General features: G+C 62.0%; 25 protein-coding genes. All 25 read right to left on the reverse strand.

Annotated elements, in window-relative coordinates; all coding sequences use genetic code 11:
* Positions 1 to 36 precede the first annotated feature (36 nt).
* The 25 genes from rpsM to tuf all read right to left on the reverse strand — a co-directional run bounded on the left by rpsM (position 37) and on the right by tuf (position 13,781).
* Positions 37 to 405 carry a 30S ribosomal protein S13 gene (rpsM, locus tag EJ077_RS16965; RefSeq protein ID WP_006205445.1) on the reverse strand — a complete coding sequence of 123 codons (369 nt, stop codon included), beginning with the start codon at positions 403 to 405 and terminating at the stop codon, positions 37 to 39.
* A gap of 216 nt (positions 406 to 621) precedes the next feature.
* Positions 622 to 1,218, reverse strand: a complete 597-nt coding sequence (locus EJ077_RS16970; RefSeq protein ID WP_208695358.1) for an adenylate kinase — start codon at positions 1,216 to 1,218, stop codon at positions 622 to 624.
* Positions 1,121 to 2,554, reverse strand: coding sequence for a preprotein translocase subunit SecY (gene secY, locus EJ077_RS16975; RefSeq protein WP_245458441.1), 1,434 nt, complete (start codon positions 2,552 to 2,554; stop codon positions 1,121 to 1,123). Before secY ends, EJ077_RS16970 begins: the two co-directional genes overlap by 98 nt.
* 193 nt (positions 2,555 to 2,747) lie before the next feature.
* Positions 2,748 to 3,221 (reverse strand): 50S ribosomal protein L15, encoded by a 474-nt coding sequence (gene rplO, locus EJ077_RS16980; protein WP_095775807.1) that lies wholly within the window; start codon positions 3,219 to 3,221, stop codon positions 2,748 to 2,750.
* Between the two features lie 22 nt (positions 3,222 to 3,243).
* A complete protein-coding gene (gene rpmD, locus EJ077_RS16985; RefSeq protein ID WP_006205449.1) occupies positions 3,244 to 3,441 on the reverse strand; it encodes a 50S ribosomal protein L30 in 198 nt (65 codons plus the stop codon).
* A gap of 24 nt (positions 3,442 to 3,465) precedes the next feature.
* The gene (rpsE, locus tag EJ077_RS16990) at positions 3,466 to 4,029 is read right to left on the reverse strand and encodes a 30S ribosomal protein S5 (RefSeq protein WP_032933400.1); all 564 of its coding nucleotides are present in this window, start codon (positions 4,027 to 4,029) and stop codon (positions 3,466 to 3,468) included.
* 128 nt (positions 4,030 to 4,157) lie between these two features.
* Entirely contained in the window at positions 4,158 to 4,517 is a 360-nt protein-coding gene (gene rplR, locus EJ077_RS16995) for a 50S ribosomal protein L18 (RefSeq protein ID WP_027145576.1), read from the reverse strand.
* A 137-nt stretch (positions 4,518 to 4,654) separates the two neighbouring features.
* The gene (rplF, locus tag EJ077_RS17000) at positions 4,655 to 5,188 is read right to left on the reverse strand and encodes a 50S ribosomal protein L6 (RefSeq protein ID WP_013895694.1); all 534 of its coding nucleotides are present in this window, start codon (positions 5,186 to 5,188) and stop codon (positions 4,655 to 4,657) included.
* Positions 5,189 to 5,276: 88 nt separating this feature from the next.
* Positions 5,277 to 5,675 (reverse strand): 30S ribosomal protein S8, encoded by a 399-nt coding sequence (rpsH, locus tag EJ077_RS17005; RefSeq protein WP_006205453.1) that lies wholly within the window; start codon positions 5,673 to 5,675, stop codon positions 5,277 to 5,279.
* A 12-nt stretch (positions 5,676 to 5,687) separates the two neighbouring features.
* Entirely contained in the window at positions 5,688 to 5,993 is a 306-nt protein-coding gene (gene rpsN, locus EJ077_RS17010; protein WP_010909282.1) for a 30S ribosomal protein S14, read from the reverse strand.
* A gap of 27 nt (positions 5,994 to 6,020) precedes the next feature.
* On the reverse strand, positions 6,021 to 6,599 hold the full coding sequence (rplE, locus tag EJ077_RS17015) for a 50S ribosomal protein L5 (protein ID WP_127278265.1): 579 nt from the start codon (positions 6,597 to 6,599) through the stop codon (positions 6,021 to 6,023).
* Positions 6,592 to 6,906, reverse strand: coding sequence for a 50S ribosomal protein L24 (gene rplX / locus EJ077_RS17020; protein ID WP_006205456.1), 315 nt, complete (start codon positions 6,904 to 6,906; stop codon positions 6,592 to 6,594). The genes rplE and rplX overlap by 8 nt, the downstream gene beginning before the upstream one ends.
* A 12-nt stretch (positions 6,907 to 6,918) precedes the next feature.
* Positions 6,919 to 7,287 (reverse strand): 50S ribosomal protein L14, encoded by a 369-nt coding sequence (gene rplN, locus EJ077_RS17025; protein WP_006205457.1) that lies wholly within the window; start codon positions 7,285 to 7,287, stop codon positions 6,919 to 6,921.
* A gap of 72 nt (positions 7,288 to 7,359) precedes the next feature.
* A complete protein-coding gene (gene rpsQ, locus EJ077_RS17030) occupies positions 7,360 to 7,599 on the reverse strand; it encodes a 30S ribosomal protein S17 (protein WP_010909280.1) in 240 nt (79 codons plus the stop codon).
* Between the two features lie 11 nt (positions 7,600 to 7,610).
* A complete protein-coding gene (rpmC, locus tag EJ077_RS17035; RefSeq protein ID WP_006205459.1) occupies positions 7,611 to 7,811 on the reverse strand; it encodes a 50S ribosomal protein L29 in 201 nt (66 codons plus the stop codon).
* A 13-nt stretch (positions 7,812 to 7,824) separates the two neighbouring features.
* Entirely contained in the window at positions 7,825 to 8,238 is a 414-nt protein-coding gene (gene rplP, locus EJ077_RS17040; protein WP_006205460.1) for a 50S ribosomal protein L16, read from the reverse strand.
* A 27-nt stretch (positions 8,239 to 8,265) separates the two neighbouring features.
* Positions 8,266 to 8,991 (reverse strand): 30S ribosomal protein S3, encoded by a 726-nt coding sequence (rpsC, locus tag EJ077_RS17045; protein WP_013895697.1) that lies wholly within the window; start codon positions 8,989 to 8,991, stop codon positions 8,266 to 8,268.
* Entirely contained in the window at positions 8,991 to 9,380 is a 390-nt protein-coding gene (gene rplV / locus EJ077_RS17050; protein WP_006205462.1) for a 50S ribosomal protein L22, read from the reverse strand. Before rplV ends, rpsC begins: the two co-directional genes overlap by 1 nt.
* A gap of 2 nt (positions 9,381 to 9,382) precedes the next feature.
* The gene (gene rpsS, locus EJ077_RS17055; protein WP_027044977.1) at positions 9,383 to 9,661 is read right to left on the reverse strand and encodes a 30S ribosomal protein S19; all 279 of its coding nucleotides are present in this window, start codon (positions 9,659 to 9,661) and stop codon (positions 9,383 to 9,385) included.
* 16 nt (positions 9,662 to 9,677) lie between these two features.
* A complete protein-coding gene (rplB, locus tag EJ077_RS17060; RefSeq protein WP_127278266.1) occupies positions 9,678 to 10,511 on the reverse strand; it encodes a 50S ribosomal protein L2 in 834 nt (277 codons plus the stop codon).
* Between the two features lie 22 nt (positions 10,512 to 10,533).
* Positions 10,534 to 10,827 (reverse strand): 50S ribosomal protein L23, encoded by a 294-nt coding sequence (locus tag EJ077_RS17065; protein ID WP_010909275.1) that lies wholly within the window; start codon positions 10,825 to 10,827, stop codon positions 10,534 to 10,536.
* A complete protein-coding gene (gene rplD / locus EJ077_RS17070; protein ID WP_127869366.1) occupies positions 10,824 to 11,444 on the reverse strand; it encodes a 50S ribosomal protein L4 in 621 nt (206 codons plus the stop codon). Before rplD ends, EJ077_RS17065 begins: the two co-directional genes overlap by 4 nt.
* Positions 11,444 to 12,166, reverse strand: coding sequence for a 50S ribosomal protein L3 (gene rplC / locus EJ077_RS17075; RefSeq protein WP_208695359.1), 723 nt, complete (start codon positions 12,164 to 12,166; stop codon positions 11,444 to 11,446). Before rplC ends, rplD begins: the two co-directional genes overlap by 1 nt.
* 61 nt (positions 12,167 to 12,227) lie before the next feature.
* On the reverse strand, positions 12,228 to 12,536 hold the full coding sequence (gene rpsJ, locus EJ077_RS17080; protein ID WP_010909272.1) for a 30S ribosomal protein S10: 309 nt from the start codon (positions 12,534 to 12,536) through the stop codon (positions 12,228 to 12,230).
* Between the two features lie 69 nt (positions 12,537 to 12,605).
* Positions 12,606 to 13,781 carry an elongation factor Tu gene (gene tuf / locus EJ077_RS17085; protein ID WP_127869375.1) on the reverse strand — a complete coding sequence of 392 codons (1,176 nt, stop codon included), beginning with the start codon at positions 13,779 to 13,781 and terminating at the stop codon, positions 12,606 to 12,608.
* Between the last annotated feature and the right edge of the window lie 13 nt (positions 13,782 to 13,794).

The raw sequence follows: 13,794 nt of genomic DNA on the forward strand, positions 1-13,794 counted from the left end.
TACTGCCTTACTCCCCTACTCCCTTATTCCCCTAAATTACTTCTTCTTGCCGGCAATCGACTTGGCCGGGCCCTTGCGGGTACGTGCATTGGTATGGGTGCGCTGACCGCGAACCGGCAGCGAGCGGCGGTGACGCAGGCCGCGGTAGCAGCCGAGGTCCATCAGACGCTTGATGTTCATCGACACTTCGCGACGCAGGTCGCCTTCGACCTGGTAATCGCGGTCGATGGTCTCGCGGATCTGCAGCACTTCCGCGTCGGTCAGCTGGTTGACGCGGCGCTCGGCCGGGATGCCGACCTTGTCGACGATCTCCTGGGCGAACTTCTTGCCAATGCCGTGAATGTACTGAAGCGCGATGACGACGCGCTTGTTGGTCGGAATGTTGACGCCGGCTATACGAGCCATGTTCTTCTCTTCTCCATGTGGACCGGACAACCTTCAACAAGGTAGATCCCGGCGCTGTTCAAATTACCCCGCGTCCGGTGGAGGCCGGCCCTTGCGGGAGTTTCCGTTCAAAGCGACTGCCTTGCCCTTGCGGACAAGCAAAGTGCGCACCTGATAGGAAGACGGGCCGCCATACCGCAGCGAACCGTCTCCGTCAAGCTTATTCTTTAAATTCCCTTACCGCGTCTTCGCGGCCGCTGCCAGCACGGTCTCGATCTCGGCGGTCACCGCGTCGATACTGGCCATGCCGTCCACAGTCTTGAGCTTGCCCTTGGCGTAATAGTAGCCGGTCAGCGGAGCTGTCTTCTTGTAGTACTCCCGCAGGCGCTCTTCGAACACAGCGGGATTGTCGTCCTTGCGCACCGGCTGGCCGGCGGCCTTAGCATCATCGGCGCGCTTGACGATGCGGCCCACCAGGGCCCTGTCATCGACGACGAGTTCGATGACCGTATCGAGACCAATGCCGCGCTCCGAGAGCATCGATTCAACCGCATCGGCCTGCACCAGCGTACGCGGGTAGCCGTCGAGGATGAACCCCTTGGCGCAGTCGGCCTGATCGATGCGTTCTGCGACGATGGCGTTGACGATGGCGTCGGATACCAGTTCACCGGCATCCATCACCGCCTTGGCGCGCTTGCCGACCTCGGTACCCGCCTGGACGGCGGCACGCAGCATGTCACCCGTCGAGAGCTGGGGTATGCCGTGTTTTTCTACCAGTCTTTGTGCTTGTGTCCCCTTGCCCGCCCCCGGCGGCCCAAGCAAAATCAACCTCATCTGGCTTTCTTCCCCCGCGCAGCTTCGACTTCTTGATCAGGCCTTCATACTGGTGCGCGATCAGGTGACCCTGAATCTGCGCAACCGTATCGAGCGTGACACTGACCACGATCAGAAGCGATGTGCCACCAAGGTAGAATGGTACGCCAGTCGCCGAGATCAGGAACTCCGGCAGCAGGCACACCAGCACCAGATAGATGGCGCCGACGACGGTGATGCGGGTGAGAACGTAATCGATGTAATCGGCGGTGCGCTCGCCCGGGCGATAGCCCGGGATGAAGCCCGAATGCTTCTTGAGCTGATCGGCGGTGTCCTTCGGGTTGAAGACAATCGCAGTGTAGAAGAAGGCGAAGAACACGATCATCGCCGCGTAGAATGCCATGTAGAGCGGCTGGCCGTGGCCGAGCGAGGCCAGGATGGTGCTCGCCCAGGCCGGCATGTTGGTCGTCTGCGAGAAGCCGGCGACGGTGGCCGGCAGCAGCAGCAGCGAGGACGCGAAGATCGGCGGGATGACGCCCGACGTGTTGAGCTTGAGCGGCAGGTGCGAGGTATCGCCCTGGAACATGCGGTTGCCGACCTGGCGCTTCGGATACTGGATCAGCAGGCGGCGCTGGGCGCGCTCGAAAAAGACGATAAGCGCGATGACGACGATGGCCAGCACGATGATCGCCAGGATCAGACCGGTGGACAGGGCGCCGGTGCGGCCGAGCTCCAGCGTGCCGGAAATGGCGTGCGGGAGACCAGCGACGATGCCGGAGAAGATGATCAGCGAGATGCCGTTACCGATGCCGCGCGCGGTGATCTGCTCGCCGAGCCACATCAGGAACATGGTGCCGCCGACCAGCGTGACGACCGTGGAGATGCGGAAGAACATGCCGGGGTCGCTGACGATGCCGTTGCCGTTCTCCAGCCCCACCGAAATGCCGTAGGCCTGCACTAGCGCCAGAAGCACAGTGCCGTAGCGCGTGTACTGGTTGATGACCTTGCGGCCCTGCTCGCCTTCCTTCTTCAGCGCTTCCAGCGAGGGAATGACCGATGTCATCAGCTGCATGATGATGGAGGCGGAGATATAGGGCATGATGCCGAGCGCAAAGATCGCCATGCGCTGCACGGCGCCGCCGGCGAACATGTTGAACATGCCGAGCACGCCCTTGCTCTGCGAGGAGAAGGCCTGGGCGAAGGCATCGGGATTGATGCCGGGAAGCGGGATGTAGGTGCCGAGGCGATAGACGAGCAACGCGCCGATGGTGAACCAGATGCGTTTCTTCAGGTCCTCCGCCTTGGCGAAGGCCGAGAAATTCAGATTCGAGGCTAGTTGTTCAGCAGCCGAAGCCATGCCTGATTCTCCGCTTGGTAACGCTTGATGGCCCGTGAGGTCAGGCGGTGCGTTTCACCGAAGCTCACGAGATAAGCTCCGGGCTGTAAACATGCAAGCGGCCGCGTTGACGCGGCCGCTAAATTGAGCAGATCAAAGCGCGATCGAAAGCGAAAACGGATGCCACTCTTGCCGGCCGCGCTTCAAATTGCCGTTACTCGGCAGCTGCCTTTTCCGGCAGCTTGACCGACCCGCCGGCCTTTTCGATCTTCTCGATCGCGGCCTTGGAGGCGCCGGCGACGTCGAAGGCGAGCTTGGCCTTGAGTTCGCCGTCGGACAGCACGCGCACGCCATCCTTGACGCGACGGATGACGCCGGCGGCGACAAGCGCCTCGGCCGTCACGGTTGCCTTGGCGTCAAGCTTCTTGGCATCGACGGCTTCCTGGATGCGGGCCAGCGATACGACAACAAAGCTCTTGGCGAAGATGTTGTTGAAGCCACGCTTCGGCAGGCGCCGGTAAAGCGGCATCTGGCCACCCTCGAAGCCGTTGACGGCAACGCCGGAGCGCGCCTTCTGGCCCTTGACGCCGCGACCGGCGGTCTTGCCCGAACCGGAGCCGATGCCGCGGCCGAGACGCTTCTTGGAGTGCGTCGCGCCGTCCTTGTCACGCAGATCGTTGAGTTTCATCTTGCTTCTCCTGCGCTTTGGCTCAGCCCTCGTCCACGACGCGGACGAGATGCTGGACGGCGGCGATCATGCCGCGCACGGAGGGCGTATCTTCCAGCGTGCGCTGCTTGTGCATCTTGTTGAGGCCGAGGCCGACCAGCGTCGCGCGCTGTTCCTTCGGACGGCGGATCGGCGAGCCGATCTGCTCAACGGTGATGGTCTTGGTTGCTTTCTTGGCCATGGTCAAAATCCCTGGTCAGATCGACTATTCTTCAGCCGCAACGGCGGTGCCGCGGCGGGCCTGAAGGGTCGAATACTTGATGCCGCGCGCGGCAGCCACATCCTTGGGATGCATCTGGCTCTTCAGCGCGTCGAAAGTGGCGCGGACCATGTTGTAGGGGTTCGACGACCCCATCGACTTGGCGACCACGTCATGCATGCCGAGCGTCTCGAAGACGGCGCGCATCGGGCCGCCGGCGATGATGCCGGTACCCTGCTTGGCGGCGCGCAGCAGCACGCGGCCCGCACCCCAGCGTCCTTCGACGTCGTGATGCAGCGTGCGCCCCGAGCGCAGCGGCACGAAGATCATGTCGCGCTTGGCCGATTCGGTTGCCTTGCGGATGGCTTCCGGCACTTCGCGCGCCTTGCCATGACCGAAGCCGACACGGCCCTTCTGGTCGCCGACGACGACGAGCGCGGCGAAGCCGAAGCGGCGGCCACCCTTGACGACCTTGGCGACGCGATTGATGTGGACGAGCTTGTCCACCATGCCGTCATCGCGTTCTTCACGCTCGCGGCCGCGGCCGCCTTCCCTACGTTCCTGTGCCATATCCTGTTCCTTGTTCTTTTCCGGAAGCACGGGTTGCTGATTGCTGACGCCGCTTTTGGGTCATCAGCGGTGAACTTCTCCTTTGCATGATCTTGTCCGAAAAGTCTGCAACTTTTCGGGATCATGCATCAGAAGCTGAGACCGCCTTCGCGGGCAGCCTCGGCCAGCGCCTTGACGCGGCCGTGATAGATGTACGGGCCACGGTCGAAAACGACTTCCTTGATGCCGGCCTTAGTAGCGCGCTCGGCGATCAGCTTGCCGATCGCGGCGGCGGCGGCGGTGTCGGCGCCGGTCTTGAGCGAACCCTTGAGGTCCTTCTCGAGCGTCGAGGCGGCAGCGATGGTGTGGCCCTTGGCGTCATCGATCACCTGGACGTAGATGTTCTTCGACGTGCGGTGCACCGAAAGACGCGGACGTTCGCCGGCGACTTTCTTGATCTGGCGACGGACGCGCTGCGCACGGCGCTGGATGGCTTCCTTGGTACCCATGATGTCTTCCTTGCCTTCAAAAACGGGGGCCGTCATATGCGGTAGGCGAAGCGCCTCCCGCGACCGCTCCCCGCGGCGTTACACTTCCGTGGCTTGGTCCTGTCCGAAAAGTCCGCGACTTTTCCAAGCCAAGCCGATTACTTCTTCTTGCCTTCCTTGCGGACGATCTTCTCGCCAGCGTAACGGACGCCCTTGCCCTTGTAAGGCTCGGGACCGCGGTATTCGCGGATCTCTGCGGCAACCTGGCCGACCTGCTGCTTGTCGATGCCGGCCACGGTGATTTCGGTCGGCTTCGGCACGGTGATCGTGATGCCGGCCGGCGTCTCGTAGACGACATCATGGCTGAAGCCAAGAGCCAGCTGCAGGTTCTTACCCTGCAAAGCAGCGCGATAGCCGACGCCGGTGATCTCGAGCTTCTTCTCGAAGCCGTCCTTGACGCCCTGCAGGATGTTGACGATCTGCGTGCGCGACATGCCCCATTTGGAGCGGGCGGTCTTGGTCTGGTCGCGCGGCTGGACAGCGATCTCGCTGCCTTCCATCTTGACCAGCACTTCGTCGTTCACCACGAACTTCAGCTCGCCCTTGGGGCCCTTCGCCGTCACGGTCTGGCCGTTGACGGTCGCGGTCACGCCCTGCGGCAGCGAAACGGGTTTCTTTCCAATACGAGACATTTTGTTGTCCTCGTCACTTCTCTTGTTTCAGGTCTCTGTCTTCGGAACGATCCGAAGACCGGATTCCAATTTGCGGTGAGCTGCCAGATCAGAAGATCTGGCAGAGGATCTCGCCGCCGACGTTCTGCTCGCGTGCTTCGTGGTCGGCCATCACGCCCTTCGGTGTCGAAAGGATGGCGATGCCGAGGCCGTTGGCGACGTGCGGGATCGACTTGGCCGAAACGTAAACGCGGCGGCCGGGCTTCGAAACGCGGGCGATTTCGCGCACGACCGGAGCACCGTCGAAATACTTCAGCTCGATTTCGATCTCGGACTTGCCGTTGTCGAAGTCGGTCTGGCTGTAATCGCGGATATAGCCTTCAGCCTTCAGCACGTCGAGGACGCGGGTGCGCAGACGCGAGGCCGGCGTCGAGACACTCGACTTCTTGCGGCCATAGGCGTTGCGGATGCGGGTCAGCATATCGCCGAGAGGATCGCTCAATGACATGTTATGTCCTCCTTACCAGCTCGACTTGACCAGGCCCGGGATCTGGCCGTTGTTGCCGAGATCCCGAAGCGCGATGCGCGATACTTTGAGCTTGCGATAGTAGGCACGCGGACGGCCGGTGACTTCGCAGCGGTTGCGGATGCGGATCTTGGCCGAGTTGCGCGGCAGGGCAGCAAGCTTCAGCTGAGCGCGGAAGCGCTCTTCCATCGGCTTGGACTGATCCATGATGATCGCCTTCAGAGCAGCGCGCTTGGGACCGTACTGGTCGGCAAGCTTGCGGCGCCTGTTGTTCTTCTCGACTGAGCTGGTCTTTGCCATTTCAGATTTTTCCTTTTCTCGCTGCCGTTACTGGCGGAAGGGGAAGTTGAAAGCCTTGAGCAAAGCCCTGGCTTCGTCGTCCGTCTTCGCAGTCGTACAAACGATGACGTCCATGCCCCAGATCTGATCAACCTTGTCGTAGTTGATCTCCGGGAACACGATGTGCTCCTTGATGCCCATGGCGTAGTTGCCACGGCCATCGAAGCTCTTGGGGTTCAGTCCGCGGAAGTCGCGGACGCGCGGCAGCGCGATGTTCACGAGGCGGTCGAGGAACTCGTACATACGTTCCTTGCGCAGCGTGACCTTGGCGCCGATCGGCATGTTCTCGCGGACCTTGAAGCCAGCGATCGAATTGCGGGCACGGGTGACGACGGCCTTCTGGCCGGCGATCATCGCCAGGTCTTCGGCCGCGACCGAAGGCTTCTTCGAATCGGCGGTCGCTTCGCCGACACCCATGTTCAGCACGATCTTGTCGAGGCGCGGAACCTGCATGTCGTTGTCGTAGCCGAACTGCTCCTGTAGCGCCTTGCGAATGGTCTCGTTGTAGACCTGCTTGAGGCGCGGCGTGTTGTTGGCAGTCGCCTGCTTGGTTTGGGCCTTAGCCATTGATGACTTCTCCCGAGCGCTTGGCGACGCGCACCTTCTTGCCGTCCTTCTGGAAGATGAAACCGACGCGGGTCGGCTTGCCATCCTTCGGGTCGGCCAGCGCGATGTTCGACAGCTGGATCGGCGCTTCCTTGGTAATGATCCCGCCCTCTTGGGACTGGGACTGCTTCTGGTGACGACGGATCATGTTGACGCCGCGCACCAACGCGGTGTCATCCTTCGGCTGAACCGAGAGGACTTCGCCCGAACGGCCCTTGTCCTTGCCGGCCAGCACGACGACCTTGTCGCCTTTTCTAATCTTTTGCATTGGTCCGGCTCCTTACAGCACTTCAGGCGCGAGCGAGATGATCTTCATGTGGTTCTTGGCGCGAAGTTCGCGCGGAACCGGTCCGAAGATACGCGTGCCGATCGGCTCTTTCTTGTTGTCGACGAGAACGGCCGCGTTCTTGTCGAAACGGATCACGCTGCCGTCCGGGCGGCGGATGTCCTTGGCCGTGCGAACCACGACCGCCTTCATCACATCGCCCTTCTTAACGCGGCCGCGCGGAATGGCTTCCTTGATCGACACCACGATGATGTCGCCCACGGAAGCGTATTTCCGCTTCGAGCCGCCCAGCACCTTGATGCACATGACACGACGCGCACCGGAATTATCCGCCACGTCGAGGTTTGTTTGCATCTGAATCATGACTGGCCGCCTTCTTCTTTTCTAACGGGACGGGCTCGAAGCCCCTCCCCGGTCTGTCCAAAATTCGTTTGTTTACGCCTGGTCCGAGGATACGACGATCCAGCGCTTATCCTTGGAAATCGGCTTCGATTCCTGGATGAACACCTGATCGCCGACCTTGTGGGCGTTGTTCTCGTCGTGCGCCTTGTACTTCTTGGTCATGCGCACGGTCTTCTTCATCACGGGATGCGTGAAGCGCCGTTCGACCTTGACGACAACCGTCTTCTCGTTCTTGTCGCTGACGACGGTGCCCTGCAGAATGCGCTTTGGCATGGTTTTCGTCCTTAAGCCTTCTTGGCTGCGGACTTTTCCGCAGCGATGGTCTTGATACGCGCAATGTCCTTGCGAACCTGCCTCACGCGCGCGGTCTTCTCGAGCTGGCCGGTGGCCTTCTGGAAGCGCAGGTTGAACTGCTCCTTCTTCAGGCTGGCCAGGTCGTCGGTCAGCTGGTCCTGGGTCTTGGTCCGGATGTCTTCGGCTTTCATGATCAGCCCGTCCTTATTCTGCGATGCGCTGTACGAAGCGCGTCCTGACCGAGAGCTTGGCCGCGCCGAGACGCAGCGCCTCACGGGCGGTTTCTTCATTGACGCCGTCGATCTCGAACATGATGCGGCCCGGCTTGACGCGCGCCGCCCAGTAGTCGACCGCGCCCTTGCCCTTGCCCATGCGGACTTCGGTCGGCTTCGAAGTGACCGGCACGTCCGGGAAAATACGGATCCAGACGCGGCCAGCGCGCTTCATTTCGCGAGTGATCGCGCGGCGGGCCGCCTCGATCTCACGCGCGGTGACGCGGTTCGGCTCAAGCGCCTTCAGCCCGAAACCACCGAAATCCAGGTTGGTGCCGCCCTTTGCGGTACCATGGATACGGCCCTTGAACTGCTTGCGGAACTTTGTGCGCTTTGGCTGCAGCATCGTTCTAACTCCAAATTCCTAAATGTCTCAGGCGTTTTCGCGACGACGACCGCGTTCGCGATCACCACCACCGCCATGCGCGGCATCACCCTCGGTCGCACGACGCTCCGAAGCCATCGGATCGTGCTCGAGGATCTCGCCTTTGAATACCCAGACCTTGACGCCGCAAATGCCATAGGCCGTATTCGCCTCGGCCGTGCCGTAGTCGACATCGGCGCGCAGCGTATGCAGCGGCACGCGACCTTCACGGTACCATTCCATGCGCGCGATCTCGGCGCCGCCAAGACGGCCGGCGCAGTTGATGCGGATGCCTTCGGCACCGAGGCGCATGGCCGACTGCACGGCACGCTTCATGGCGCGGCGGAACGCAATGCGGCGCTCGAGCTGCTGGGCGATCGACTGTGCGACCAGGGTCGCGTCGATTTCCGGCTTGCGCACTTCGACGATGTTGAGGTGCGTCTCGGACTTCGTCATCTCCATCAGCTTCTTGCGAAGCTTCTCGATGTCGGCGCCCTTCTTGCCGATGATCAGACCCGGGCGCGCGGCATGGATGGTGACGCGGCACTTCTTGTGCGGGCGCTCGATCACGACCTTGGAGATCGCAGCCTGCTTGAGTTCCTTCTCAAGATACTTGCGGATCTTGATGTCCTCATGCAGCAGCTTGCCGTACTCGCCGGTGTTCGCGAACCAGCGCGAATCCCAGGTGCGGTTGATGCCGAGGCGAAGACCGATCGGATTGACTTTCTGGCCCATTATGCGGCCTCCCCTTTTTCTTCGACTTCACGAACGACGATCGTGAGGTGCGAGAACGGCTTCTCGATACGGCTGGCGCGACCACGGCCACGAGCGTGGAACCGCTTCATGACGATCGACTTGCCGACATAGGCTTCCGCCACGATCAGCGCATCGACGTCGAGGTCGTGGTTGTTTTCCGCGTTGGCGATTGCCGATTCCAGCGTCTTCTTGACCGTGCCGGAAATCCGCTTGGCCGAGAATTCGAGATCGGAAAGCGCTGTCGCGACCTTCTTGCCGCGGATCAGCGCGGCAACCAGGTTCAACTTCTGCGGGCTGATACGGATCGTGCGCAACACGGCGCGCGCTTCGTTGTCAGCAAGCCTGCGCGGAGCTTTGGCCTTGCCCATGATTATTTCCTCTTCGCCTTCTTATCCGCGCCGTGACCGTAATAGGTCCGCGTCGGAGCGAATTCACCGAACTTGTGACCGACCATGTCCTCGTTCACCGCGACGGGAACGTGCTTCTGGCCGTTGTAGACACCGAAGGTGAAGCCGACGAACTGCGGCAGGATGGTAGAGCGACGGCTCCACATCTTGATCACCTCATTGCGACCACCTTCACGAACCTTATCCACCTTCTTGAGAAGGTAGCCGTCGATGAAGGGGCCTTTCCAAATAGAACGAGTCACTTGGCGTTACCTCTTCTTAGCTCTTGCGCTGATGGCGCGAGCGCAGGATGAACTTGTCGGTCGCCTTGTTGGACCGCGTCTTCTTGCCTTTGGTCGGCTTGCCCCACGGGCTGACCGGATGACGGCCACCGGAGGTGCGGCCTTCGCCGCCGCCGTGCGGATGGTCGACCGGGTTCATGGTCACGCCGCGATTGTGCGGACGCTTGCCACGCCAAACCGTGCGGCCGGCCTTGCCGTCATTGATGTTGCCGTGATCCGGATTGGACACGGCACCGACAGTGGCCATGCAGGAGCCGTGAACGACACGCTGCTCGCCCGAGTTGAGGCGCAGGATCGCCATACCCTGGTCACGACCGACCAGCTGGCCGTAGCCACCCGCGGAGCGGGCAACCTGGGCGCCCTTGCCCGGCTTCAGCTCGATGTTGTGGACGATGGTGCCGACCGGCATCGAGGCCAGCGGCATCGCGTTGCCCGGCTTCACGTCGACCGCTTCGCCCGCCACGATCTTGTCGCCGGGAGCCAGACGCTGCGGAGCGATGATGTAGGACAGCTCACCATCATCATACTTGATCAGCGCGATGAAGGCGGTGCGGTTCGGATCGTATTCGATGCGCTCGACCGTGCCGACGACGTCGAACTTGCGGCGCTTGAAGTCGATGATGCGGTACGAACGCTTGTGACCGCCGCCGATGAAGCGGGCCGTGATGCGGCCGTAATTGTTGCGGCCGCCCGACTTGGTCAGGCCTTCGGTCAGGCCCTTGACGGGCTTGCCCTTGTAGAGGCCGGAGCGGTCGACGATGACCAGCTGGCGGGTGCTCGGCGTTATCGGGTTGAATTTCTTAAGTGCCATTGTCCTGTCCTCGCGGCCTTGCTCAGAGACCCGTCGCGACGTCGATCGACTGGCCATCGGCCAGCGTCACAATCGCCTTCTTGACGTCGCTCTGGCGGCCGATCGTGCCGCGGAAGCGCTTGATCTTGCCCTTGCGGACAAGCGTGTTCACGGCCATCACCTTGACGCCGAACAGCGCTTCGACGGCGGCCTTGATTTCCGGCTTCGACGCCTTCTTGGCGACGTTGAAGACGACCTGGTTCTGCTCGGAGGCCATGGTCGACTTTTCGGTGATCGCCGGCGAGACGATCACGTCGTAGTGACGAAGGTCGGTCATTTAAAGCGCTCCTCGAGAGCCTCGACGGCGGCCTTCGAAAGGACCAGCGTACCGCGGCGCAGAATGTCGTAGACGTTGATGCCCTGGATGGGCAGCACGTCGATGTTGGGGATGTTGGTGGCTGCCAGCTTGAAGTTCTTGTCAAGCTCGGCGCCGCCAATCACCAGGGCGTTGGTCAGGCCCAGCGTCGCGAAATTCGCGATCAGCGCCTTCGTCTTGGCCTCAGTCAGCTTCAGCTCGTCGACGATGATGATCGACGCACTCTTGGCCTTGGCCGACAGAGCATGCTTGAGGCCAAGCGCACGAACCTTCTTGGGCAGTTCATGCTCATGGCTGCGAACGACCGGGCCGTGGGCCTTGCCGCCGCCGCGGAACTGCGGAGCGCGTGCCGAGTGGTGACGGGCGCGGCCCGTACCCTTCTGCTTGTACATCTTGGCGCCGGTGCGCGCGATTTCGGCGCGGCCCTTGGCCTTGTGCGTGCCCTGCTGCTTCTTGGCAAGCTGCCAGCGCACGACGCGCTGCAGGATGTCCTCGCGCGGATCAAGGCCGAAAATTCCGTCGGAAAGTTCCACCTTGCCGGCGTCTTTACCGCCGAGCGTTGTGATCTTGAGATCCATTATTCCGCTCCCTCTGTGGCCGGAGCCTCGTTCTTCGCAGCTGCCGCAACAGCGCGGATCGCGGCGGGCTTCGGCGCATTGGCCGGCAGCGCCACCTTGGCCGCGTCGCGGACCAGGATCCAGGCGCCCTTCGATCCGGGAACCGCACCGCGGATCAGGATCAGGCCGCGGTCGGCGTCGGTCGAGACGATCTCGACATTCTGCGTGGTGACCCTGACGTCGCCCATGTGGCCAGCCATATGCTTGCCCTTGAACACCTTGCCCGGGTCCTGACGCTGGCCGGTCGAACCGTGCGTACGGTGCGAGACCGAGTTACCGTGCGTCGCGCGACCACCACCCATGTGGTGACGCTTGATGACGCCCTGGAAACCCTTGCCGATCGTCGTGCCCGTCACATCGACCTTCTGGCCGGCGACAAAGTGCTCGACGGTGATCTCGGCGCCAACATCGATCATGTTGTCGGCGGAGACGCGGAACTCGGCAACCTTCGCCTTCGGCTCGACGGAAGCGGTCGCGAAATGGCCGCGCATCGCCTTCGACGTGTTCTTCACCTTGGCGAGGCCAACGCCGAGCTGAACGGCGGTGTAGCCATTCTTCTCCTGCGTGCGCTGTGCCACGACCTGGCAGTTCTCCATCTGGAGAACGGTGACGGGAACATGTTCCCCGGCATCATTATAGATGCGGGTCATTCCCACCTTCTTTGCAATCACACCTGAACGCATCGGTTCAATTCCTTTAGAGTTCCGGGCCAGGGACACCGCCCCTTACCGCGCTCTCATTCCCTTAGAGCTTGATCTCGACGTCGACGCCGGCGGCCAGATCGAGCTTCATCAAAGCATCGACGGTCTGCGGGGTCGGATCGACGATGTCGAGCAGACGCTTGTGCGTGCGCATCTCGAACTGCTCGCGGCTCTTCTTGTCGACGTGAGGCGACCGGTTGACCGTGAACTTTTCGATCCGCGTCGGCAGCGGAATGGGGCCGCGGACGTTTGCACCAGTGCGCTTGGCCGTCGACACGATTTCCTTCGTCGAGGCGTCGAGCACGCGGTGATCAAACGCCTTCAGGCGGATGCGGATATTCTGTCCGTTCATGCGTCACTTCCTTGTTCTGGCGCGGCGCGGGCAACTCCGGCGCCCGCGACAGATCGGTTTAAGTCCAAATTACTCTTTGATGGTGACGACGATGCCGGCACCGACGGTGCGGCCGCCTTCACGGATGGCGAAGCGCAGCTTCTCTTCCATGGCGATCGGCACGATCAGCTCGACATCGACCGTGATGTTGTCGCCAGGCATCACCATCTCGGTGCCTTCCGGCAGCGACACGATGCCGGTCACGTCGGTCGTGCGGAAGTAGAACTGCGGACGGTAGTTGGTGAAGAACGGCGTGTGACGGCCACCTTCGTCCTTGGTCAGGATGTAGGCTTCGGCCACGAACTTCTTGTGCGGCTTCACCGTGCCCGGCTTGGCCAGAACCTGGCCGCGCTCGACACCTTCACGATCAACGCCGCGCAGCAGCGCGCCGATGTTGTCGCCAGCCTGGCCCTGATCGAGCAGCTTGCGGAACATTTCCACGCCCGTGCAGGTCGTCTTGGTCGTCGGACGGATGCCGATGATTTCCAGCTCCTCGCCGACCTTGACCACGCCGCGCTCGACGCGGCCGGTCACGACCGTGCCACGGCCCGAGATCGAGAACACGTCTTCGATCGGCATCAGGAACGGCTTGTCGAGCGGACGAACCGGCGTCGGGATGTAGGCGTCGACCTGAGCCATCAGCTCGCGGATCGCGTCCTCGCCGATGGTCTTGTTCGAATCCTCAAGTGCGGCAAGCGCCGAACCCTTGACGATCGGAATGTCGTCGCCGGGGAATTCGTTCTTCGACAGCAACTCGCGAACCTCCAGCTCGACCAGTTCGAGCAGCTCGGCGTCGTCGACCTGGTCGACCTTGTTGAGGAACACCACGATCGACGGCACGCCGACCTGACGGGCAAGCAGGATGTGCTCGCGGGTCTGCGGCATCGGGCCGTCGGCGGCCGACACGACCAGGATCGCGCCGTCCATCTGCGCGGCGCCGGTGATCATGTTCTTCACATAGTCGGCGTGGCCGGGGCAGTCGACATGCGCGTAGTGGCGGTTCTCGGTCTCGTATTCGACGTGAGCCGTCGAGATGGTGATGCCACGCGCCTTCTCTTCCGGCGCCGCGTCGATCTGGTCATAGCGCTTGTATTCGCCAAAATACTTGGTGATCGCAGCCGTCAGCGACGTCTTGCCGTGATCGACGTGACCAATCGTGCCGATGTTCACATGAGGCTTAGTGCGCTCGAATTTACCTTTTGCCATGTGATGTCTCCAT

Origin of the sequence: Mesorhizobium sp. M8A.F.Ca.ET.057.01.1.1, from assembly GCF_003952565.1 — a bacterium.
Taxonomy (GTDB): Bacteria; Pseudomonadota; Alphaproteobacteria; order Rhizobiales; family Rhizobiaceae; genus Mesorhizobium.